General features: G+C 72.1%; 20 protein-coding genes. 5 read left to right on the top strand and 15 right to left on the bottom strand.

The window, feature by feature from the left end; genetic code table 11:
• Window positions 1–18: 18 nt before the first annotated feature.
• The 3 genes from ACFV2X_RS32850 to ACFV2X_RS32860 form a co-directional block, all read right to left on the bottom strand.
• Window positions 19–816, bottom strand: a complete 798-nt coding sequence (locus tag ACFV2X_RS32850; protein WP_385623541.1) for an SDR family oxidoreductase — start codon at window positions 814–816, stop codon at window positions 19–21.
• 61 nt (window positions 817–877) lie between these two features.
• Window positions 878–2,275 (bottom strand): gluconate:H+ symporter, encoded by a 1,398-nt coding sequence (locus ACFV2X_RS32855; RefSeq protein ID WP_385623543.1) that lies wholly within the window; start codon window positions 2,273–2,275, stop codon window positions 878–880.
• A 108-nt stretch (window positions 2,276–2,383) separates the two neighbouring features.
• Window positions 2,384–2,899 carry a gluconokinase gene (locus tag ACFV2X_RS32860; protein ID WP_385623545.1) on the bottom strand — a complete coding sequence of 172 codons (516 nt, stop codon included), beginning with the start codon at window positions 2,897–2,899 and terminating at the stop codon, window positions 2,384–2,386.
• A 144-nt stretch (window positions 2,900–3,043) separates the two neighbouring features.
• Here ACFV2X_RS32860 and ACFV2X_RS32865 point away from each other — a divergent pair, with 144 nt between their 5' ends.
• The gene (locus ACFV2X_RS32865; protein WP_385623547.1) at window positions 3,044–3,745 is read left to right on the top strand and encodes a FadR/GntR family transcriptional regulator; all 702 of its coding nucleotides are present in this window, start codon (window positions 3,044–3,046) and stop codon (window positions 3,743–3,745) included.
• Between the two features lie 13 nt (window positions 3,746–3,758).
• Here the strand turns inward: ACFV2X_RS32865 and ACFV2X_RS32870 are convergent, their stop codons facing one another.
• The gene (locus tag ACFV2X_RS32870) at window positions 3,759–5,213 is read right to left on the bottom strand and encodes an amidase (RefSeq protein WP_385623549.1); all 1,455 of its coding nucleotides are present in this window, start codon (window positions 5,211–5,213) and stop codon (window positions 3,759–3,761) included.
• Between the two features lie 160 nt (window positions 5,214–5,373).
• On the opposite strand from ACFV2X_RS32870, the gene ACFV2X_RS32875 reads away from it, so the two are divergent.
• Entirely contained in the window at window positions 5,374–5,514 is a 141-nt protein-coding gene (locus ACFV2X_RS32875) for an SCO1431 family membrane protein (protein ID WP_385623551.1), read from the top strand.
• Here the strand turns inward: ACFV2X_RS32875 and ACFV2X_RS32880 are convergent.
• Entirely contained in the window at window positions 5,489–6,265 is a 777-nt protein-coding gene (locus tag ACFV2X_RS32880) for a hypothetical protein (RefSeq protein ID WP_385623554.1), read from the bottom strand. The genes ACFV2X_RS32875 and ACFV2X_RS32880 overlap by 26 nt on opposite strands.
• A 171-nt stretch (window positions 6,266–6,436) precedes the next feature.
• On the opposite strand from ACFV2X_RS32880, the gene ACFV2X_RS32885 reads away from it, so the two are divergent.
• Window positions 6,437–7,168, top strand: a complete 732-nt coding sequence (locus tag ACFV2X_RS32885; protein ID WP_385623556.1) for a B3/4 domain-containing protein — start codon at window positions 6,437–6,439, stop codon at window positions 7,166–7,168.
• 28 nt (window positions 7,169–7,196) lie between these two features.
• Here the strand turns inward: ACFV2X_RS32885 and ACFV2X_RS32890 are convergent, their stop codons facing one another.
• The 4 genes from ACFV2X_RS32890 to ACFV2X_RS32905 form a co-directional block, all read right to left on the bottom strand.
• A complete protein-coding gene (locus ACFV2X_RS32890; RefSeq protein ID WP_385623557.1) occupies window positions 7,197–8,621 on the bottom strand; it encodes an alpha/beta hydrolase family protein in 1,425 nt (474 codons plus the stop codon).
• Between the two features lie 40 nt (window positions 8,622–8,661).
• On the bottom strand, window positions 8,662–9,225 hold the full coding sequence (locus ACFV2X_RS32895) for an ArsR/SmtB family transcription factor (RefSeq protein ID WP_385623560.1): 564 nt from the start codon (window positions 9,223–9,225) through the stop codon (window positions 8,662–8,664).
• A 313-nt stretch (window positions 9,226–9,538) separates the two neighbouring features.
• A complete protein-coding gene (locus ACFV2X_RS32900) occupies window positions 9,539–9,847 on the bottom strand; it encodes an AzlD domain-containing protein (RefSeq protein WP_385623562.1) in 309 nt (102 codons plus the stop codon).
• Window positions 9,844–10,563: an AzlC family ABC transporter permease gene (locus tag ACFV2X_RS32905; protein ID WP_385623565.1), complete on the bottom strand. Its 720-nt coding sequence runs from the start codon at window positions 10,561–10,563 to the stop codon at window positions 9,844–9,846. Before ACFV2X_RS32905 ends, ACFV2X_RS32900 begins: the two co-directional genes overlap by 4 nt.
• A 46-nt stretch (window positions 10,564–10,609) precedes the next feature.
• Here ACFV2X_RS32905 and ACFV2X_RS32910 point away from each other — a divergent pair, with 46 nt between their 5' ends.
• Complete coding sequence (locus tag ACFV2X_RS32910; RefSeq protein ID WP_385623567.1) at window positions 10,610–11,188, top strand: helix-turn-helix domain-containing protein; 579 nt, start codon at window positions 10,610–10,612, stop codon at window positions 11,186–11,188.
• Window positions 11,189–11,224: 36 nt separating this feature from the next.
• Here ACFV2X_RS32910 and ACFV2X_RS32915 read toward each other — a convergent pair whose 3' ends face one another.
• Both ACFV2X_RS32915 and ACFV2X_RS32920 read right to left on the bottom strand, forming a co-directional pair.
• Window positions 11,225–11,914, bottom strand: a complete 690-nt coding sequence (locus ACFV2X_RS32915; protein ID WP_385623569.1) for a hypothetical protein — start codon at window positions 11,912–11,914, stop codon at window positions 11,225–11,227.
• A 76-nt stretch (window positions 11,915–11,990) separates the two neighbouring features.
• Window positions 11,991–13,580 (bottom strand): methylmalonyl-CoA mutase, encoded by a 1,590-nt coding sequence (locus ACFV2X_RS32920; protein WP_385623571.1) that lies wholly within the window; start codon window positions 13,578–13,580, stop codon window positions 11,991–11,993.
• 169 nt (window positions 13,581–13,749) lie between these two features.
• Between ACFV2X_RS32920 and ACFV2X_RS32925 the strand changes: the two genes are divergently transcribed.
• A complete protein-coding gene (locus ACFV2X_RS32925; protein WP_385623572.1) occupies window positions 13,750–14,634 on the top strand; it encodes a L,D-transpeptidase family protein in 885 nt (294 codons plus the stop codon).
• A gap of 194 nt (window positions 14,635–14,828) precedes the next feature.
• On the opposite strand, the gene ACFV2X_RS32930 is transcribed toward ACFV2X_RS32925, so the two are convergent.
• The 4 genes from ACFV2X_RS32930 to ACFV2X_RS32945 all read right to left on the bottom strand — a co-directional run bounded on the left by ACFV2X_RS32930 (window position 14,829) and on the right by ACFV2X_RS32945 (window position 19,998).
• Window positions 14,829–16,187, bottom strand: a complete 1,359-nt coding sequence (locus tag ACFV2X_RS32930) for a hypothetical protein (RefSeq protein WP_385623575.1) — start codon at window positions 16,185–16,187, stop codon at window positions 14,829–14,831.
• Window positions 16,187–16,852 carry an RNA polymerase sigma factor gene (locus tag ACFV2X_RS32935; RefSeq protein ID WP_385623577.1) on the bottom strand — a complete coding sequence of 222 codons (666 nt, stop codon included), beginning with the start codon at window positions 16,850–16,852 and terminating at the stop codon, window positions 16,187–16,189. Before ACFV2X_RS32935 ends, ACFV2X_RS32930 begins: the two co-directional genes overlap by 1 nt.
• A gap of 55 nt (window positions 16,853–16,907) precedes the next feature.
• The gene (locus ACFV2X_RS32940; protein WP_385623579.1) at window positions 16,908–17,906 is read right to left on the bottom strand and encodes a DUF4328 domain-containing protein; all 999 of its coding nucleotides are present in this window, start codon (window positions 17,904–17,906) and stop codon (window positions 16,908–16,910) included.
• A gap of 376 nt (window positions 17,907–18,282) precedes the next feature.
• The gene (locus ACFV2X_RS32945; RefSeq protein ID WP_385623582.1) at window positions 18,283–19,998 is read right to left on the bottom strand and encodes a family 20 glycosylhydrolase; all 1,716 of its coding nucleotides are present in this window, start codon (window positions 19,996–19,998) and stop codon (window positions 18,283–18,285) included.
• Window positions 19,999–20,295: the final 297 nt, after the last annotated feature.

Here is a 20,295-nt window from a genome sequence, read left to right on the forward strand (position 1 = left end):
CTCTGTGCTCATCCGTGTTCAGAGCACGCTCGTCATGCCGCCGTCTACGTACAGGATCTGCCCGCTCACGAAGTCCGCCGCGGGGGACGCGAGATACAGCAGCGCGCCGACCAGGTCCTCGGTGCGCCCCCACCGGCCCGCCGGGGTCCGGCCGCGCACCCAGGCGCTGAACTTCTCGTCCTCGACGAGCGGCCGGGTCAGCTCCGTCTCGATATAGCCGGGGCCCAGCCCGTTGACCTGGATTCCGTACGGGCCCCAGTCGGCACACATGCCCTTGGTCAGCATCTTCAGCGCGCCCTTGGTGGCCGCGTAGGGGGCGATACCGGGGCGCACCACCTCGCTCTGCAGTGAGCAGATGTTGACGATCTTTCCGTGTCCGCGCTCGGTCATCCGCCGGGCGACCTCACGGCCCACCAGGAACGCGCTGGTGAGGTTGGTGTCCAGGATCTGGTGCCAGGCGGCGTCGGTGAACTCCAGCAGCGGGGCGCGGTTCTGCATACCCGCGTTGTTGACCAGGATGTCGAGCGGGCCGACCCGCTCCTCCACCTCGGCGATCCCCGCGGTGACGGAGGGGCCGTCGGTGACGTCGAAGGCGGCGGTGTGGACGGTCGTGGTGCTCCCCGTCGCCTCCACGGAGCCGGCGCTTTCGGTGAGCTCGGCCGCCGCGGCCTTGAGCCGTTCCGGGTCACGGCCGTTGAGCACCACCGTGCAGCCCGCCTCCAGCAGGCCCCGGGCGAGCGCATGGCCGATGCCCCGGCTGGAGCCGGTGACAAGGGCGGTGCGGCCCGCGATGTCGAAGAGCGGATGTGTCGCCATGGGTATGCGTTCCCCCAGTTCGCTGGATGAGCGGTATCTGGACGGCCGGGTGACCAGGTCGCTAGATGACCAGTGAGAGCAGCAGGACGAAGCCGAGCGAGACGACGGAGATGATGGTCTCCATCACCGACCAGGTCCGTACGGTCTGGCCGACGCTCATCCCGAAGTACTCCTTGACCAGCCAGAACCCGGCGTCGTTGACATGGCTGAAGAACAGCGACCCGGCGCCGATGGCGAGGACGAGCAGCGCGGTGTGCGTGGTGCTCATATCGGCCGCGAGCGGGCCCATCAGACCGGCGGCGGAGATCGTGGCCACGGTCGCCGAGCCGGTCGCCAGCCGGATGCCCACCGCGATCAGCCAGCCGAGCAGCAGCGCGGAGACGTTCCAGTCCTTGGAGACGTCCATGATCATGTCGCCGACGCCGATGTCGACCAGCGTCGCCTTGAAGCCGCCGCCCGCGCCGACGATCAGCAGGATGGAGGCGATGGGGGCGAGCGAGGTCTCGACCGTGGACGTCAGCCGGTCCTTGGTGAAGCCGGCCGCCCGGCCGAGCGTGAACATCCCGACGATGACGGCCGCGAGCAGCGCGATCAGCGGCGAGCCGACGACGTCGGCAACCCGCTGGACGCCGCTCGAAGGGTCGTCCACGACGATGTCGACGAGCGCCTTGCCGAGCATCAGGACGACGGGCAGCAGCACCGTGGCCACGGTGACCCCGAACCCGGGGCGGCGCTCCAGCTCCTCCGAGGGACGGGCCGGGATCAGCCGGTCGGGCGGGGTGACATCCACCCAGCGGGCGGCGACACGCGCGAAGAGCGGTCCGGCGATCACGACGGTGGGCAGCGCGACCAGCACACCGAGCGCCAGGGTGACGCCCAGGTTGGCCTTGACCGCGTCGATCGCGGCGAGCGGGCCGGGGTGCGGCGGCACCAGGCCGTGCATGACGGACAGACCGGCGAGGGCCGGGATACCGATACGCATCAGCGAGTAGTTGCCGCGCTTGGCGACCAGCAGCACGACCGGGATCAGCAGCACCATGCCGACCTCGAAGAAGAGCGGCAGCCCGATGATGCCCGCGATCAGCGCCATCGCCCACGGCATGGTGCGGTTGTTCGCCTTGGCGAGGATCGTGTCGACGATCTCGTCCGCTCCTCCGGAGTCCGCGAGGAGCTTGCCGAGTATGGAGCCGAGCGCGATCAGCACGCCGACGCCCGCGACCGTAGTGCCGAGCCCGGCCGTGAAGCTGGCGATCGCCTTGTCCAGCGGCGCGCCCGCGACGGCGCCGAGGGCCAGTGAGCCGATGGTCAGCGACAGAAAGGCGTGCAGCTTGAACTTGGTGATGAGGAGGACGATGACGGCGATGCCGACGAGGACGGCGATTCCCAGCTGGGCGTGACCGGCCGACGTGATCGGGTCGACGGGATCCGCTGCCAGCATCTCGACGCTGAGACTGGTCACGGAGGCTTCCTTTGCGTGCGTGTGTTGGCCGTACGTTTGTTTATCCGGGTATGCCAGATACGGCCCGGGGACGGGGCGGAGGGGATGGAGAGGGGGACGGGGCGGGCGCTAGCGCTGCACTTCGAGCCGTCGCAGTACGGCGACGGCACGCTCCGTGACGGTCTCGGGGTCCGGGGTGATGTCCACCGCGACACCGTTCTCGTCCGGTTGCAGCGGTTCGAGGGTGGCCAGCTGCGAGTCGAGCATCTTGCTGGTGAAGAAGTGGCCCTTACGGGCCTCCATCCGCTGGGCGATCTGATCGCGATCGCCGGTGAGATGGAGGAAGAAGACGTCGGGGGCGGCGGCGCGGAGCCGGTCGCGGTAGGCGCGCTTGAGTGCGGAGCAGCTGACCACTCCACCGCCCACGGAGTGTTCGTGGGCCCACGCGCCGATGGCGTCCAGCCAGGGTCGGCGGTCGTCGTCGTCGAGCGGGACACCGGCCGACATCTTGGCGATGTTGGCCGGGGGGTGGAAGTCGTCGGCCTCGGCGTACGGAACGCCGAGCTCGGCTGCCAGCCGCTCGCCGACCGTGGACTTGCCCGTACCGGACACGCCCATGACGACGACAACCTGGGGGGTCTGCATCGATACCTCGCTGTCTTCTCCGGCGCTGTCTTCTTCGACCTCGGCGCCGCGGCACACTCAACCCCACAGGTACGACGTATTCAAGAGTCCGTGACCTAAAAGTCATACTTATTTGGGGTGCGGCTCGCCACGTAGGCTGAGCCCATGGACAACCAGGGGCGGGGACAGCACGCGCGTGTGCTGGCATCCCTCGGGCCCGCGATCACCGCAGGCGAATATCCACCAGGCACCGTGCTGCGTACGGACGAGCTGGAACAGCGCTTCGACGTCTCCCGGACCGTCGTACGCGAGGTGGTGCGCGTCCTGGAGTCCATGCACATGGTGGAATCCCGCCGCCGGGTCGGGGTCACGGTGCGCCCGGCCGACGAGTGGGACGTCTTCGACCCACAGGTCATCCGCTGGCGGCTGGCGGGCGCCGACCGGCCGCGCCAGCTGCGCTCGCTGACCGCGCTGCGCTCGGCGATCGAACCGGCCGCGGCGGCGCTGGCCGCCGAGCACGCCACCCCCGAGCAGTGCGCCGAGCTCACCGAACACGCGCTCAACATGGTGGCCACCTCACGCGGCCAGCAGCTGCCCGCCTACCTGATCCACGACATCGCGTTCCACCGGGTGATCCTCAAGTCCTCGGGCAACGAGATGTTCGCGCGCCTCGGCGACGTGGTCGCGGAGGTGCTGACGGGGCGCACCGAGCACCAGGTGATGTTCAGCGACCCGGACCCGGAAGCGGTCACCCTGCACGTACGGGTCGCCGAGGCCGTACGGGCGCGGGACGCGGCGCTGGCGGAGGCGTACACGCGGGAGATCACGGTCGGCGCGCTGCGGGAGCTGGACATCCTGGCGCCGTAAGGACGTGCTGGGCCTAGCGCCCCAGTACCCCGCCCGCGGCCCCCGCCGGCCAGCGCTCGTACCACCGCTGGTCGGCCTCCAGCTGCGCGGCGAGCGAGATCAGCCGCGGCTCGCTGTTGGCGGGGCCCAGGAGCTGGGCGCCGAGCGGCAGGGTGCCGTCCTCGCCGACGAATCCGGCCGGTACGTTCACGGCCGGCCACCCCAGGACGTTCCACGGCCAGGCGTACGGGCAGGCCGCGATCGTCGCGCGGTCGGTGTGCCAGGAGTTCAGCTCGGCCAGGGCCCCGATCCGCAGCGGTGGCGTCGCGGTCGTCGGGGAGAGCACCACATCGAAGCCGTAGCCGTCGCGGTCGCCGTCGCGCGAGAAGATCGCCCCGACCCTGCGCCGCAGCGGCTCTTCGGCGGCTCGGGCCAGGCGCAGCGGCCGCCCGCCCAGGAGCCTGCCGTGCCGGACGGCGGTGAGGGTGCGTACGTCCAGCAGGGCCCGGTCCGGGACGTGTCCGGACCACTCCCACAGGCCCACCATCGCCCGTGGCAGAAAGGACAGGCCGACCCCGGCCCCGTAGCGCGGCTCGGCCGCCACGACGTCGTGGCCCAGGGCCGCGAGCCGCTCGGCGAGCCGCAGGACGGCGGCCCGGACGACCGGGTCGAGGTGCTTGTGCGTACCGGTGAAGGGGGGTTTCAGGGAGAGCGCGATGCGCAGCCGCCCCGGGTCGCGGCGTACGGCGGAGAGCACGTCCACGGGCGGCGGCTGGTGCAGATCGCCCGGGCGGTTGCCGGTCGCCGCGTGCAGCAGCAGGGCGGCGTCCTCGACGGTGCGGGCGAGGGGGCCGTTGCAGGTGATGCCGTTGAACGCCTCGGCGTACGGCCAGGTGGAGATCCGGCCGCGCTGCGGTTTGATGCCGATCAGATGGCTCCAGGCGGCCGGGATACGGACCGAACCGGCCCCGTCCGAACCGAGCGCGGCGGGCACCAGACCCGCGGCCACAGCGGCCGCGGCTCCGCCGGAGGAGCCGCCCGGGGTGTAGTCCGGGTTCCAGGGATTGCGTGTCACGCCGAAGGCGGGCCCTTCCGTGAACGGCCACTGCCCCAGCTCTGGTGTGTTCGTCTTGCCCACGATGACGGCACCGGCGGCCCGCAGCCGCCGCACCACCTCGGAGTCCTCGGTCTTGGGCGGGAACTCCCCGCAGCACCCGAAGGCGGTCGGCTCGCCCGCCACGTCCGTATCGTCCTTGACCGCGATCGGCACCCCCAGCAGCGGCAGCCGTTGCCCGGCCGCCAGCAGCCGGTCGGCCTCGTCGGCCTCGCGGAGCGCGGCCTCGGCGCGTACCCGCCGGAAGGCGTTGAGCGTGCCCTGTGTCCCGGCGATACGGACCAGCGCCCGCTCGACCAGCGCACGGGAGGACACCTCACCGCCGGCCAGCGCGCGGACCTGCTCGCTCAAGCCTTTCGGAATGACGCTGGTCACGGCGGACCTCCTCGACTCGCTTCGCCCGCGCCCGGCGGGCTGGAACCGGTGCTCGTGAGTTCGGCCACTCCCCCTTTACCGCACGGGACGCCCATGCGCACCCTGGGCGGGGTGACGGCTGCCTCATGCCGAATCATCGCTGAGCGACAAGGACACCCGCATGACCGACATCGCGGCACGCCGCACCCGTTTCCTGCCTCGTACCGGCGGACCGTCCGAAGACGGGCCGCTGGAGACCATCCTCGGCTGGGTTCTGACCGTCTGCATCGCGATGCTCACCGTCCAGCTCGGGCTGCTGTAGCCGCGACGGCCGTCTCCTCGCCGCCGCGCAGCCGGCGGTCGAAGAACGCCACGACGGGCGTACGCGGGCCGTCCGCCGAAGCCGCCAGGTTTCCGTCCAGATCGGCGATCGCCGTGATCCTCGGATCGTCGTACAGGGTCGCCAGGTCCGCGGGGCGGCCCACCGCCCTGGCCCTTGTGGACCGGCCGACCAGCCCGACCCTGGACAGGTCCAGTACGCCGGGGGCGAGCGAGATCAGCTGGTCGAGTACGAACCGGACGTCCGCCACCCGGTCGTCCGCCATCCCGGCGTCCGCCATCCCGGCGTCCGGCAACCCGGCCGCCCGCGCGTCGTCGTGGACGATGGTCACGACCACATAGCCGTGCGAGGCCAGCTCCTCGGCGAGCGGGCTGGGCGCATACGCCTCGCCGACGCCGGGCGAGTGGAGCACCACCGGGCGCGGGCCGCTGGGGTCCAGCGCGGGCGGGGCGTCCTCGTGGACGAAGGTCCCCGGGGTCCGCTCGTACCGCTCGACCTCACGGGCCGGGTAGCGGACGTCGACCATCAGCTCGCGGAACGGCTTGGACCGCACCCCGGGCTCGGGCCGGTCGCGGTCGACCAGGGGCAGGGAGACCATGCCGACGGGGTCCGGGCCGGTCGGCGCCGCCATGCCCGCTGAGGCGGGGGCGGGGGCGGGGGCCGGGGCGGCGAGCGGGGCGGAGGCGGTCGGTTCGCTGCGGTGCGGCCCACGGCCGGTGGTGTATGTCGTCATGTGTTAAAGGATTCCGTGTCGGGCCGCTCGCCACCATGTGGGGAGCCCGCCGTCCTCGGGTGGAGTTGAGTGCACCTTGCCCCGGGACGCGAGTCCTGCGATGAACCGGCTCCGTCCAGTACGCTGTACTCCATCGTTATAAATAGTGAACTACACAGGGAGACGCGAACCGTGACACTCGACGCGGCGAAATGGCTCGACTCGGCCACCATCGACCCGGCCGTCCTCGCGCTGCGCCCCGACTACCGCGCGCTCCTCATCACCGCCGAGGGGCTGCGCCCCGGCCCCAGCGACGACTTCAGCGAGGGCATGCTCGCGGCGGCGGAGGCCACGGCGCGTGACCTGCTGGGCGACGGGCCTGTGGAGGAGCATCCGCACCTCGCCGCCTGGCGCGAGGCGTTCCGCGCCTTCGGCGCGAAGCCGCAGCGCACGCGGCCCAGCGCGGAGGCGCTGCTGCGCCGGGTGGCCGCCGGGCTGCCCCGGGTGGACCGGCTCACCGATATCTACAACGCGATCTCCGTCGCCCATGTCCTGCCGCTCGGCGGCGAGGACCTGGACCACTACGCCGGACCGGCGCGCCTGGTCCGCGCCGCCGGCGACGAGACCTTCGAGACCACGGCCGGCGGCGAGGCCGTCGTGGAGCACCCCGCGCCGGGCGAGGTGGTCTGGCGCGACGACGCGGGGGTCACCTGCCGCCGCTGGAACTGGCGCCAGTGCACCCGCACCCGGCTGACCCACGCCACCACCCGCGCCATGTTCGTCCTCGACGCCCTCGGCCCCATGGACGACGCCGCCCTGACCGCCGCCGGGGACGCGCTCACCGCGGCCCTGACGGACGCCTGCCCGGGCGTACGGATCCACTCGCGGCTGGTCACGGGCTCGCCGCAGCCGCTCACGGACTGACGGCCCCGCCTCGCGCCGCCTCGCCCCGTCACGCGGCAATACCCCACCACACCGCCCACGGTACGAAGCCGACCGCGGCCAGCCCGACCGGCGCCAGACGCAGCCAGGCCGCCCAGCTCGACGTCAGCCGTCGGCGCCGGAGTGCGACGGCCGAGACACCGGCGGACACCACCACGGCGACGGCAAGCCCCTGTGCCACCAGCCACAGAGCCGGACGGCCCCACACCACGGGCGCGGTCGCACCGTTCCCCGCGACGAACACGGCGATCGAACAGGCCACGGTCGTCACGACCGCCAGCAAACCGAGCCCGGCCAACCACCGCACCGGGCGCAGGACCGGGCCCCGGCGCAGGAGGGCGCTCACCGGATAGGCGGCGAAGCCGAGGAGGAGCAGCGCCGGGGCGAGCCAGGCATACCAGACGTGGCCAGGTACGGGGGTGGTGGCGAGTGCCTGCCCGGGTGCGGGCGCGGCGCTCGACGCCGGTGGGTGGCCGGCGGCCACGGCCCGTACCCATGAGGTCATGGTCTGCGCATAGCGCGGGGTCAGCTCCCCCAGCTCCTTGCCATGGAAGCGCGGGCCGCCGATCCGGTCGAACCCGTCCGACGTGCGGTGCCCGTTGTGTGCACCGCCGGCGACGAAGCCGATGACGGCGTGCTGGTTGCCCGCACGGGCCAGGGCCTCGCGGAAGATCCGTGCGCTCTCCTGGGGCGGCACCTGCGTGTCGTGATCACCCCACAGCGCCAGTACCGGCGTTCGGTGGAGCTGCTCCAGCACCGGCAAGGGGTCATAGCCAGCCGCGGGGAACAGGCCGGTCGAGCCCAGGAATTGGGCGGCGGGGCCGGCCACGGTGCGACGGAACGGTCCGCCCACCCCTTGGTGGCGCAGATGCGTGGCGAGGTTCCAGGTCTCGGTACGCAGCGGGTCGTAGCCGGAGCCGCCGATGGTGACGACGAACGCGACGTCGGTCGAGCGCGATGCGGCCAGCGGCGCCACCCAGCCCCCCTCACTGAACCCCCACAGCCCGACTTGGCGTGGGTTCACCCCGGTCCTGGACCGCAACAACCGCACTCCGGCCAGCGCGTCGTCGGCCAGCAGGCCGAAGTCCCGGTGGAGCAGGGAGTAGCCGACGGTCCGCTTGTCGTAGACGAGCGTGGTGATCCCGGCCCGGGCGAACGCCTCGGCCTCCTGCCGGTACTCCTCCCGGGGCCCGGAGCCCGAGCCGCCGACGAGCACGATGCCAGGTTCCGGGCCGGATGCTCCGTCCCTGCTGAGGACGGTGCCGTGCAGGACGAGCCCACCCCCGCCCCGGAAGGTGACGTCCTGGCGGACCAGCCCGTCCCCGCGGGCGTACGCCATGGGCGCGGCCAGCAGGAGGAGGGCAGCGGCCAACACCCCGGCCAACAAGGCCAGTCCGGCGCGTATCGGTGATCTGGACGTAGCCGAGAGCAGCACGGCGTGCGTTCCCCTTCGTTGTCGGTTGGGCCGCGTGCGGTCAGTCGGTCTCGGGAATTCCGAGCAGCCGGACGAGCACGGTCCGCGCCTCGGGCGCGTTCCCCGATTCCGGAGCCGAGTACCGGTAGAGGAGCGCGATGTACTCTTCGAAGAACGCGCGGAGTTGGGCGGGATCGACCCGGAGCGTGGCGCGCGAGAAGAGCGCCGCGTCAGCCCAAGGCCCCAGCGTGTCGCGCGCCTCCTCGAACCGCCGGGCGGAGTCGATCAGTTCGGCGAGGTTGAGCCGATGCATCTCGGTCAGTGCCTCACGCATCTCCGGCGTCTGTCGGCTGTACGGCGGGTACCGCCGGTCCCCCGGCACCGCCCGCCACCACCGCTCCCGCCCCTTCGCCAACTCCGGGACCTCCTCGACCAAGCCGTGCTTGGCCAGCTGCCGCAGGTGGTAGCTGACCAGCCCCGTACTCTCGCCCAACTCGCGTGCCAGCGCGGCAGAGTTGGCCGGTCCCCGGCGCAGACATCGCTCGATCTTCTGCCGCATCGGGTGCGCGAAGGCGCGCAGCGCCTCGACATCGGCGATCTCTTGAGCAGGCGGTTGTTCGGCCACACCAGAAGGCTACGAGTTGCAAAGAGCATTTGCAAGGAGCCCTTGCAACTCTTGAGCGCGGACCGAGCCGCGGGCCGCGGCGGGCGCACTCCCGCGCCGATATGCCGGATGAGGCGCCTGTGTCCGCGTTTCGGATGTGGTGGCGCGCGTCGGGCTGGAGGCGCGCGAGCGCGACGAACGGGCCGGCGACCGCTGGACGGCATGGTCCGGACGCCGCGTGCGGGCATCGTCTCGCGCCTTCGGCGCAAAACGGCCGGCAGCAGGAAGGGGAGCGGGCGCCGGAGCGGCCCAACTCCCCCGCCCCCGCCCCGCCTCAGTCCACGCCGAGCCACCTGAGCGCCGCGGTGGTCACCGCTGCCGCCAGCACCGTGGCGAGGAACGGCGCCCGCCGGGCCGCCAGCGCCCCGCCCACCAGCACCCCGGCGGGCCGGGCCCAGCCGGCGAAGGCGTGGTCGGCGGTGAGGGAGGAAGTGGCGACCAGCGCGCACAGGAGCACGGTCGCGGATACGGACAGCACTCGCCGGGCCCGTTCGCCCAACTCGATGCGGTCCGAGAGCAGCGGGCCGGACAGCCGTAGCCCGAAGGTGCCGACGGCCAGCAGCAGTACGGTCAGCGGAGTCATGTACGGCCCTCCGTCCCCGGCGCGCCATACGACCCGCCGGTGCCGCCACCCGGCGCGGCCACCACCCCCGCCAGGGCCACCAGCACGGGCAGCCCGCCGGGCAGAAACGGCGTGCAGGCCAGGGCGATCGCGGCGCCGAGCAGCGCGGCCCGGCGGGTGCGTGGCTCGCGCAGCGCCGGGAGGACCAGGGCCAGCAGGACCATCGGCTCGGCCGCGTCCAGGCCCAGCGCGCCCGGATCGCCCATGGCCCGTCCGGCCACCACGCCCAGCAGGGTGCCAAGGTTCCACATCACGTACAGCAGCGCGCCGCAGACGAAGAACGCGGCTCTGCGCCGCGCCGGTTCGCCCTGTGCCAGGGCGAACGCCGCCGACTGGTCGACCAGCGCATGGCTGCCCAGCAGCCGGGCCGGCCACCGTACGCCGCCCAGCACATCGGCGACGGCCAGGCCGAACAGCAGCAGCCGGGCGTTGAGCACCAGCCCGGCGGCCACGGCGGCGGCCGTTCCGCCGCCGCCGAGCGCGATGTCCAGCGCGGCGAGCTGCGCCCCGGCGGCGAACACCGTCAGCGACATGGTGAGCGGCACCCAGGCCGGTTCGCCGCGGGAGACCGCGATCGCCCCGAAGGACACGCCCACGACGCCGATGGCGACACCCACCATCGCGATATCGCGCAGCAGCCACCGTTCCAGCGGGACCGTTTTCCACAACGAACGCATGGACGATATGGTGAACAAACCATCGGTCGTTCGTCAAGGAGAACGCATGGACCGACAGAGCGAACGAGCCCAGCCGGCCCGCCCCCCGCTGGAACGGATCGCGGCCTCGATCCGCAAAGAGCGCGGCCGGGCCGGGCTGTCCCTGTCCGAGCTGGCCAAACGCGCTGGAATCGCCAAGTCCACGCTGTCCCAGCTGGAGTCAGGCGCGGGCAACCCCAGTGTGGAAACGCTCTGGGCGATCAGTGTCACGCTGGATGTGCCGTTCAGCAGGCTGGTCGACCCGCCGCGCCCCCCGGTGACCGTGCTGCGCCACGGCGAGGGCATCGCGGTGCCGTCCGAGCGCTCGAACTATGTGGCCACCCTGCTGGCCTCCAGCCCGCCGAACGCCCGCCGGGACATCTACCTCGTACATGTGGAGCCCGGCCCGCCGCGCGAATCCGATCCGCATCAGCCGGGCACCGTGGAACACGCGGTGGTCAGCGCCGGGCGTGTGCTCATCGGCCCCAGCGAGGAGCCGGTCGAGCTGGGGCCGGGCGACTACATCGCCTATCCCGGGGACGCCCCGCATATCTGCCAGGCCCTCGAACCCGGCACCGTCCTGACCCTGACCATGGAGCACACGTAGACCATGGAGCACACGTAGCACCGGAGTTCCGGCCGCTCAGCCGCCGCCGAGGTCCCGCGCCAGCTGCTCCGCCTCGTCCCGGTCGAACGACCCGGTGATCTGGACATTGCCCCCGGGAATGGCGGAAGCGACGGTCGGGGCGGACAGCAGCTTGTCGCCGCGCACCATCGCCAGCCGGTTCCGCGGGGGCTGCTCCTGGGCGAGCTTGCCCGTCAACTCGCCGAAGCGCTTGGCGTCCGCGTCGGCGAGGTCGATGGTCACGATGAAGCCATTGGCGTACTGCGTGTCGAAGGTCGCCTTCGCCGACTCGGTCCGGCGCACGGTCATCCCGCCGTCCGGATCGAGGTAAAGGCACGACGGCGCGGCCTCGGTCGCCCCGCCCGACGCCGTCCCGCCCGTCCCGGTCGCCCCGCCCGTCTTGCCCGTCGGCGTGTCCGTGTACGCGTCGGCGGCGCCGCTCGGGCAGGCCCCGGGCTCCTCCCGCTCGACCGGGAGGAACTTCACCGGCGGCCCGCTCACCACGCCACCCGCGGCGCCGCCGCCCTCGCCGTCTCCGCCCCCGGGTGCCGACGGGGCCTTCTTCGGCGGGTCGAAGGCCCCACCAATGGCGCCGCCCCTCTCACCCGCGCCGTCACTGCCGCCGTCGTCGCACCCCGTCGCGGCCGACGCCGCCAGCAGCAGCCCCGCCACCGCAACGCCCCGCGCCCGCACCCATCCGGTCCTCATCTCGGCCCGCCCCCCGTGGTTCTCAAATCCTGTGGCCCAAGTCGGCCCTGAAAGTAGAGCAGAATCCGCGCCCCGGTCAGAAGGCATCGGCGGGGACATACGTACCCCATACGTCCCGCAGCGCATCGCAGACCTCCCCCAGCGTGGCGCGGGCGGCGAGCGCGTCCTTCATCGGGTAGAGGACGTTCGCCGCCCCCGCCTCGCTCTCGGCGGCCTTCTTGAGCGCGGACAGCGCCGCGCCCACCGCCGTACGGTCGCGCTCGGCGCGCAGCTTCGCCAGGCGGTTGCGCTGCTGTTCCTCGATGGCCGGGTCCACGCGCAGCGGCTCGTACGGCTCTTCCTCCTCCAGCCGGAAGCGGTTCACACCGACGACCACCCGATCGCCCGTGTCGGTCTCCTGGGCGATGCGGTAGGCGTTGCGCTCGATCTCCTCCTTCTGGAAGCCCTGTTCGATGGCGGCCACGGCGCCGCCCAGGTCCTCGACCCGCCGCAGCAGATCGAGGGCGGCGGCTTCGACGGCGTCGGTCAGCGATTCGACGGCGTACGAACCGGCGAGCGGGTCGACCGTGGCGGTCACATCCGTCTCGAGGGCCAGCACCTGCTGGGTGCGCAGCGCGAGGCGGGCGGACTTGTCGGTCGGCAGCGCGATGGCCTCGTCGTAGGCGTTGGTGTGCAGGGACTGGGTGCCGCCGAGGACCGCGGCGAGCCCCTGGACCGCGACCCGCACCAGATTCACCTCGGGCTGCTGGGCGGTGAGCTGGACGCCCGCCGTCTGGGTGTGGAAGCGCAGCATCTGCGACCTCGGGTCGCGGGCGCCGAACTCCTCGCGCATGACCCGCGCCCAGATCCTGCGCGCCGCCCGGAATTTGGCGGCCTCTTCGAGGAGCGTCGTACGGGAGACGAAGAAGAAGGACAGGCGGGGGGCGAAGTCGTCGACCGCCATGCCCGCGGCGAGGGCCGTACGGACGTACTCGATGCCGTCGGCCAGCGTGAAGGCGATCTCCTGCGCGGGCGAGGCGCCCGCCTCGGCCATGTGGTAGCCGGAGATGGAGATGGTGTTCCAGCGGGGGATCTCGGCCCGGCAGTACTTGAAGACGTCCGCGACGAGCCGCAGCGAGGGGCCCGGCGGGAAGATGTAGGTGCCGCGCGCGATGTACTCCTTGAGCACGTCGTTCTGAATGGTCCCGGTCAGATCCCGGGCCGCCACGCCCTGCTCCTCGCCGACGAGTTGGTAGAGCAGGAGCAGCAGGGCCGCTGGGGCGTTGATGGTCATGGAGGTCGAGACGCGGTCCAGCGGGATGCCGGCGAACAGCGTCCGCATGTCCTCGATCGAGTCGATGGCGACGCCGACCTTGCCGACCTCGCCGTGGGCGAGCGGGGCGTCGGAGTCATAGCCCATCTGGGTGGGCAGGTCGAAGGCGACGGACAGGCCCGTCGTGCCGTGCTCGATGAGCCGGCGGTAGCGGGCGCTGGACTCGGCGGCGGTGCCGAAGCCCGCGTACTGGCGCATCGTCCAGGGGCGGCCGGTGTACATCGAGGGATAGACCCCGCGGGTGTACGGGTATGCACCCGGCTCGCCCAGCGCCTCCTCCGGGTCCCGGCCGGCCAGCGCCTCGGGCCCGTACACCGGCTCGATGGGGAAGCCCGACTCCGAATCGCGCGCCATGGGTTCACGTCTCCTGCTGGTCCGGTGTCCACCACTGGGGATGGAGCCCTCCTCACAGCATGCGCCGATGTTCGCCGGGCGGCAGCCCCGGGAAGCATGGAAGACGGATAGCGACAGCGAACTGCGAACACAAGACCGGGGCAGAGACGGGACTGGGGGGTTGGGGAGGATGCACCGGATATCGGTGGCTGGTACGGCGCTCGCCACGGCTGCGGTGGCGACGCTGGTCACAGGGTGCAAACAGCAGGACATGGCCGACGCCGGGCATGCGCGGGCGAGGCCGGAGGTGCGTACGAGCCACAGCGCGCCCGCCCATGCGGCACCGGCGAAGCCGCGGCCGCACAGGACCTGGCACAAGCCGACGTACAAGCCACGTCCCACGCATCGGGCCGTGCCACCGCGGCGGACCGCCCCACCGGCGCCCGCCGCCGTGATCGCCTTCGGGACGAGCAGTGAGCGGGTGCGCGAGTTACAGGCGCGGCTGCGCGCGCTCGGTCTCTTCGGCCGCAACCCGACCGGCTACTACGGCACGGTCACCCGCTCCTCGGTGCTGGCCTATCAGCGCGGCCACGGCCTGTCGGCCACCGGCTCGGTCGACCGCCGCACCTGGAACTCGCTGCGCACGGCCACCAAGCGGCCCACGCGCGACGAGCTGTATCCGCCGACCACCAACCCGCTCGCCAAGCCCGATCCGCGCTGTATGACCGGGCGGGCGCTGTGCATCAGCAAGACGAGCCGGACGCTGGCCTGGATGGTCAACGGCAAGGTCGTCTCGGCGATGGATGTGCGGTTCGGCTCGCAGTACACCCCGACGCGGGAAGGGCAGTTCCAGGTCGACTTCAAGAGCCGCGACCACGTCTCGACGATCTACCACACCCCCATGCCGTACGCGATGTTCTTCAGCGGCGGTCAGGCGGTGCACTACTCGGCGGACTTCGCCGCCCGCGGCTACAGCGGCGCCTCGCACGGCTGCGTCAACGTACGGGACAAGGCCAAGATCGCAAAGCTCTTCGACCAGGTCCGGACGGGTGACAAGGTCGTGGTCTACAAGTAGGCCACACGTAGGCCACAAGCGGGCCCAAAGAGAAGGGCGCGGGCAGGGCCGGGGGAACGTGCCCTGCCCGCGCCATATGCGCGGAGCCGTCGGTACGGGGGGAACCTCGGCTCCCGCGCGCCGGCCGATGACCAGTCGGCCCGTTTCTTACAGCGTCACCGCCGAAAAAAACGTCACACCCTGTTTCCGGACCCTCAGTGGGCCGAGCCGGTGGCGTCGTCCGCCACACCGCCGGCGGTGTCACCAGCGCCGTCACCGGTGCTGTGCCCGGTGCTGTCACCTGCGACGTCGTCAGCGCTCTCGGTCGCGTCGTCGACGGTCGAGGTCGGGTCGGCGGTCACCGGGTCGGAAGGATCAGACGGGTCAGAAGGGTCGGACGGGGGTGGTGGCGGAGGCGGAGGAGGGGGCACCGGGATGTTGTCAGTGCCCGTGCCCCCGTCCCCTTTTCCCTGGTCGCCCCCACCGCCGTTGTCGTTGTCGCCGCTGCCGGAGTCGCCGCCCTGACCGCTGTCGCCGTTCCCGCTGTTGTCGCCGCTGCTGTCGCCGTTGTCACCGTCGTTGTCGCCGCTGCGCGGGGTCCCCTCGCTGGTGCCCCCGTTGTTGACGACCGCGACGCAGTAACCGTGGATCCCGGTCGCGCTGCCCGCCGCCTTCTCCAGCTTGCTCAGGTCCTTGGCGTCGACGGCCTCGGCATCGCCGCTCTCCGCCGCCAGATAGTCGCGGCAGACGTTGAGCGCCCAGCCGCCCGCGTTCGAGTCCGGCGCCGAGGGGTCGCCCTTGCCGTTGTTCCCCTCGCCCTTGCCGTCCGTGCCACCCTCGGCCTCATGGCCCTGGCCGGGTGACGTCGGCGAGCCGCCGGAACCGTGCCGGCCCCCGCCGCTGGCATCGTTGTCGGCTGATCCTCCGGTTCCGGGCGTCGTGCCGTCCGGGGAGATGTTGGGCTCGGCCGACTTCCCAGTGGTGTCGGCCGGCATGCTCACCGAGGGGCCAGGCGCGCTGTCCTGCGGCCCGAAAGGCAGCACGCCCGCGGCCGTCGCGACCGCGAATCCGCTGAGCGCGCAGCCGGCCAGCGCGGCGACCAGTCCCATATGCAGCGGTCTGCGCAGCCGCGCCTGACCGTTCGACGGGCCCGCCATCCGGAACGTCCTGCGGGGTCTCGAGCCGCCGTCGGCGCCCAACCGTACGCTGCGCAGCGCCGCCCGGCCGACCCGGCCTGCCTTCCCAGCCCGCGCCGTCTGCTCCGCCTGCTCGGCCCGTACCGCGCGGAACGCGGCCAGCGCGGCCTCCTCGCCCGGCAGGGGCTTGCCGTCGTCGGTGCCGTCCGTCGCTATCGGGCGGGACATCTCGGCCACGGCGTCGAGCACGGCGGCCAACCGCTCCGCTTCGCTCCGCGACTGGCTCGACCAGCCGTTCTGTCCGGCGGTCCGTCCGGCGCTCTGTCCGCCGTTCTGCCCGGCTTCGCGGTCGCCGGGTTGCGCCCAGGCCGGCTCACCACGAAGCAACCGCTCCGCCGCATCGTCATCCAGCCAGCTGTAGCGGTGGTCGTCGGCCATCACATGTCCTTCTGCGTCGGAGCGCCGGAATCCGTCACACCAGCGGACCTCGCGGTCCCTCTGCGTGACTCCCGCTGCAGCGGGATCCCGTCCAGTACCCCTTGTTCGGCCCCCTTCCCCGCGTCGAGCAGGTCGGCCAGACGCCGCAGGCCCCGGTGGGCGGCGGTGCGCACCGCGCCGGGGCGTTTGCCGAGCACCGCGGCCGCGCTCTTGGCGTCGAGCCCGAGGACCACCCGCAACACCACCGCCTCGGCCTGGTCGTGCGGCAGCTGGGCGACCAGCCCGAGGGCTCGGCCGGTGCCCAGCGCCTCCAGCGCCTGGTCCGCGGTGTCCGCGTCGGACGCCCGGCCCTCCAGCTCGGTCTCGTCGCCGCCGATCGCCGGGCGCCGCCCACGCATCCGTATGTGGTCGAGCGCCCGGTTCCGGGCTATCCGCGCGGCCCAGCCGCGGAAGCGGTCGGCGTCGCCGCTGAACCTGGCCAGGTCGCGGGCTATCTGCAGCCACGCCTCGGAGGTGATGTCCTCCGCGTCGCCGTCGCCGACCAGCGTCCGTACGTACCCGAGGAGGCGAGGGTGGACCGCCCGGTACACGGTCCGGAAAGCGGTCTCGTCTCCGTCCTGCGCCGCGCGCACCGCGGCTGTCAGTTCCGCGTCGTCCCCCTGCACGCCCTCTACCTGCCCCACTCGGAGAAACGGAGGTCCAACGATGCCGTAGCCGAGGCTAGCCGTGGCCATAGGGCGGGTACTGCTGGTTCGCCGGACCGGGCGGGCCGTAGGGAGGTGTGGGGGGCGTGCCGTAGGGCGGGGCAGGCGTGCCGTACGGAGCGGCCGGCGGCGTGCCATAGGCCGGGGCGACGCCCCCGACCTGCGGCGGAAGCGAGGCGCGCTGCTCCTGCATCGCGGTGATCTGCCGGACGAGCAGCAGCGCCAGGATGGCCGCGGCGATGAAGACGACGACCGCGAACATATCGAGCGCGAGGATGCCGTGCAGGTCGTCGAGGTCGCTCCTGGCCTCCGAAAGGCTCGGCTGGTAGGTGTCGCTCTCGACCTTGCTCCGCAGCGTGTTGTACCGGATCGTGCCGACGGCGTTGGCGACGAGGCCGACGATCCAGGTCACCCACCATCCGTTGAGCAGTCCGCGGCGCACATTGTGCGGCCCCTGGGGGGAGCTGGCCCGCCAGATGTCGTTGGCGATCTGCTTGGGGAACCAGAGGTTGACGACCGGGGTGAACCAGGAGCCCGCGGCCCAGCCACTGCTGAACCGGTGCTGCCCGGGGGCGAACACCTCGGCGTTCAGCCGCAGCCGGCGGAACCAGATGGCCCATACGATGACGATCGCGACCATGAGGCAGAAGTAGATGGCCGCCGCGCCCGTATAGAAGTCGTCGGCGTCGTCGAGGTCCTTCACGGACACGAACGAGCCGTCGAGCATGTCCCCGATGACGCCGTACTGGTCACCACGCGCCACGAGAAGAAGGATGAGGGAGGGGATCGCCACACCGAAGAGCACCACCAGTGTGGTCGACAGCCCGCGCCGCAGATCCACGCCTCCGGCCGGCATCCCCATGCCCGGGGCGGCCGGGTAGGCGAGCGGCGGTGCGGCCGGTATGGGCCCCTGCTGGGGAGGGGCATACGGCTGAGGCTGCTGGGGTGGCTGCTGATCGAGCTGTTGCTGGTAGGTCCCGCATGCTGCGCAGCGCCCGTCGGGGCCGACGGCCACGGCGCGGCAGTTCCCGCACGGATACATTTTTTGGAGTCCCCCTGAAAACGTGGCCCCTTTTCGGCCACGCAAGGAATAAACAACACCGCGCCCACAGCGCGGACCTGCACGTTACGGGGATTCGACCGGTCACGTCCAGAGCCGTACCGGGCGTCGGACCCGGCCCGGGTGGATCGGTCCGGTCTCGATCTCGTCCGCGGGAGGTGTGACGGATTCGGGGCGTGCGACGCTGTAGGGAGTACGGGTCCTTCGCGGGCCCGCACCGGACGACGGTCGGGGCCTCTCCTGTGGGGGGTGGCGGCCCCGACCGTCCTTCCTTTGGGCGAGGGCCCGTTCTTGAGGTCCGGGCGAGGGCCCGCTCAGGGGGCCGCGGAGCTCACGTCGTCAGCCGGTCGTAGAGCGCGACGAAATTCTTCCAGCTCAGGGACGGTTTCCCGGGATCCCACAGCCGTTGGGCCAGCGCCGCGAGCGGCAGCCTGATGCCGTTGGCCACCTGTGCCTGCGTCTGCGCGCCGGCGATGTCGCTCCACACCGCGAAGCGTGCGCCCGGCACCCGGGCGGGTCCGGTCAGCGACGGGTCGGAGACGGGCGTGGTGCCGCGCAGCACCGCCGGGGACCAGTCTTCGTATATACGTTCGCCGGTCGGGTAGCGGAAGTTGTTCGGCTGCCCCAGCACGTAATAGAGGTATTCGTCGTTGAGGTTCACCACCGTGCGCCCCTCACGCAAATACTCCGCCGGTGGTCTGGCCCCGGTCTCCCTGCCCGTCCAGTACTCGACCTGAATGGAACGGTCGGGGGTGACGACGCCGCCGGAGAAGAAGCCGTCGTTCCACGCCTTGGGCTGCTTGCCCAGCTGGCGCGCGACCGCGGCGCGGGCGTTGAGCCAGGCGGTGGCCAGGTCCTGGATGCGCCCCCGCGGCCCGTAGGCCAGCCGGGCGGCCGTGGCCAGGGCCGGATAGGTGGCCTCGGGGTTCCGCGACATCAGCGCGCCGTACTCGTCGCCGCCCAGATGCCAGTACGGACCGGGGAAGAGTGGCGCGAATTCGCGCATCAGATCGTCCACGATGCGGGCGGCGGCCGGGTTCGAGATGTCCACGGCGCCGCGGAACGCGGACCCGCTCGCGGTGCGCAGCTGGAGCGCGGGGTGCGCGCGGATGACCGCGCCGAGGTGGCCGGGCGAGTCGATCTCGGGGACGACGGTGATGTGCAGGCTCTGGGCGAGGCTGACGATCCGGCGCACCTCCTGCTTGGTGAGGTGCTGCGGGGCGACGATCTCCGGATGCGTGGAGCTCTGGATGCGGAAGGCCTGGTCGTCGGAGAAGTGCAGACCGAGCTGGTTGAGCTTGAGATCGGCCATCTCGCGCAGCCGGGCCTCGATCCACGCGGGCGAGTAGTACTTACGCGCGATGTCGAGGTTGAGGCCGCGCTGTGAGCGGTCCGGGGCGTCGCGGATGACGCCCTGCGGCACCCGGCCCCCGGAGCGCAGCGCCTGCTTGACGGTGCGGGTGCCGTAGAACACCCCGGCGTCGGCGGAGCCGGTGATCCGGGCCAGGCCGCCGCGCACGGTGAGGATGTACGCCTCGCGGCCGCCGCTCTGCTTGGGGTTCAGCGCGAGCTCCAGGTCGCCACGGCGTGCGGGGCCCGAGCTGACGCGAAGGCCCAGCTCACGGGCGATCAGCGCGGCCTCGTCGGCGAGCGGGCCACGCGTATTGGTGACGACGCGGCTGCCCGCGCCGGGCCGCCAGCCGGGGCCGGCCGCAGGGGCGAAGTGCCGGACGGACGGGATGGTGCGGGGCGCGGCGGGGAGCGCTGTCGGGCTGGCCGGTGGCCGGGGCGAGGTGGTGGTGGGGCGGGGGCTCCGGGTGGCCGGGGGACGGCTGGTCGGGGTGGGGCTGGCGGTGCTGGTCGGGCGGTGGCTGGTGGTGGCCGGGTGCCCGCCTTCGCCGCTCTGCTGCTGGCAGCCGGTGACCAGGGCGACGGCCGTGACGACCGTGACGGCGACGGCCGTGACGACGGGGGTGCCCGCCCGGCGGGCGGCGCTCGCACGGTCGGCCGTCTGTCGCCCTGGCCGCCTTATATACGGCGGTCCCATGGCACGGGCCGCTCTCTCACGCCGCTCGGACCTGTCGGCTCGCTCAGGCCCCTCAGATCTCTCTGGTCTCTCTGATCTCTCGGCTCTCTCATCGCGCTGACCTCCCGTTCCGGCCCTGTAGCGTCCATCGCATGCCGCGAAACCTCCCCTTCCGGGTGAATTTCGCACATCCTCCGGACAGCGACTGACACATATCGCTACCTTGAACTGCCGATCGCACCACTTCAACCCCTGGCGCCCGTTATCTCCCTCTCCGTGCCTCTTGCATCGCCCCTTCGAACACACGTGTCCAAGGAG

Origin of the sequence: Streptomyces sp. NPDC059679, assembly GCF_042734105.1 — a bacterium.
Taxonomy (GTDB): domain Bacteria; phylum Actinomycetota; class Actinomycetes; order Streptomycetales; family Streptomycetaceae; genus Streptomyces.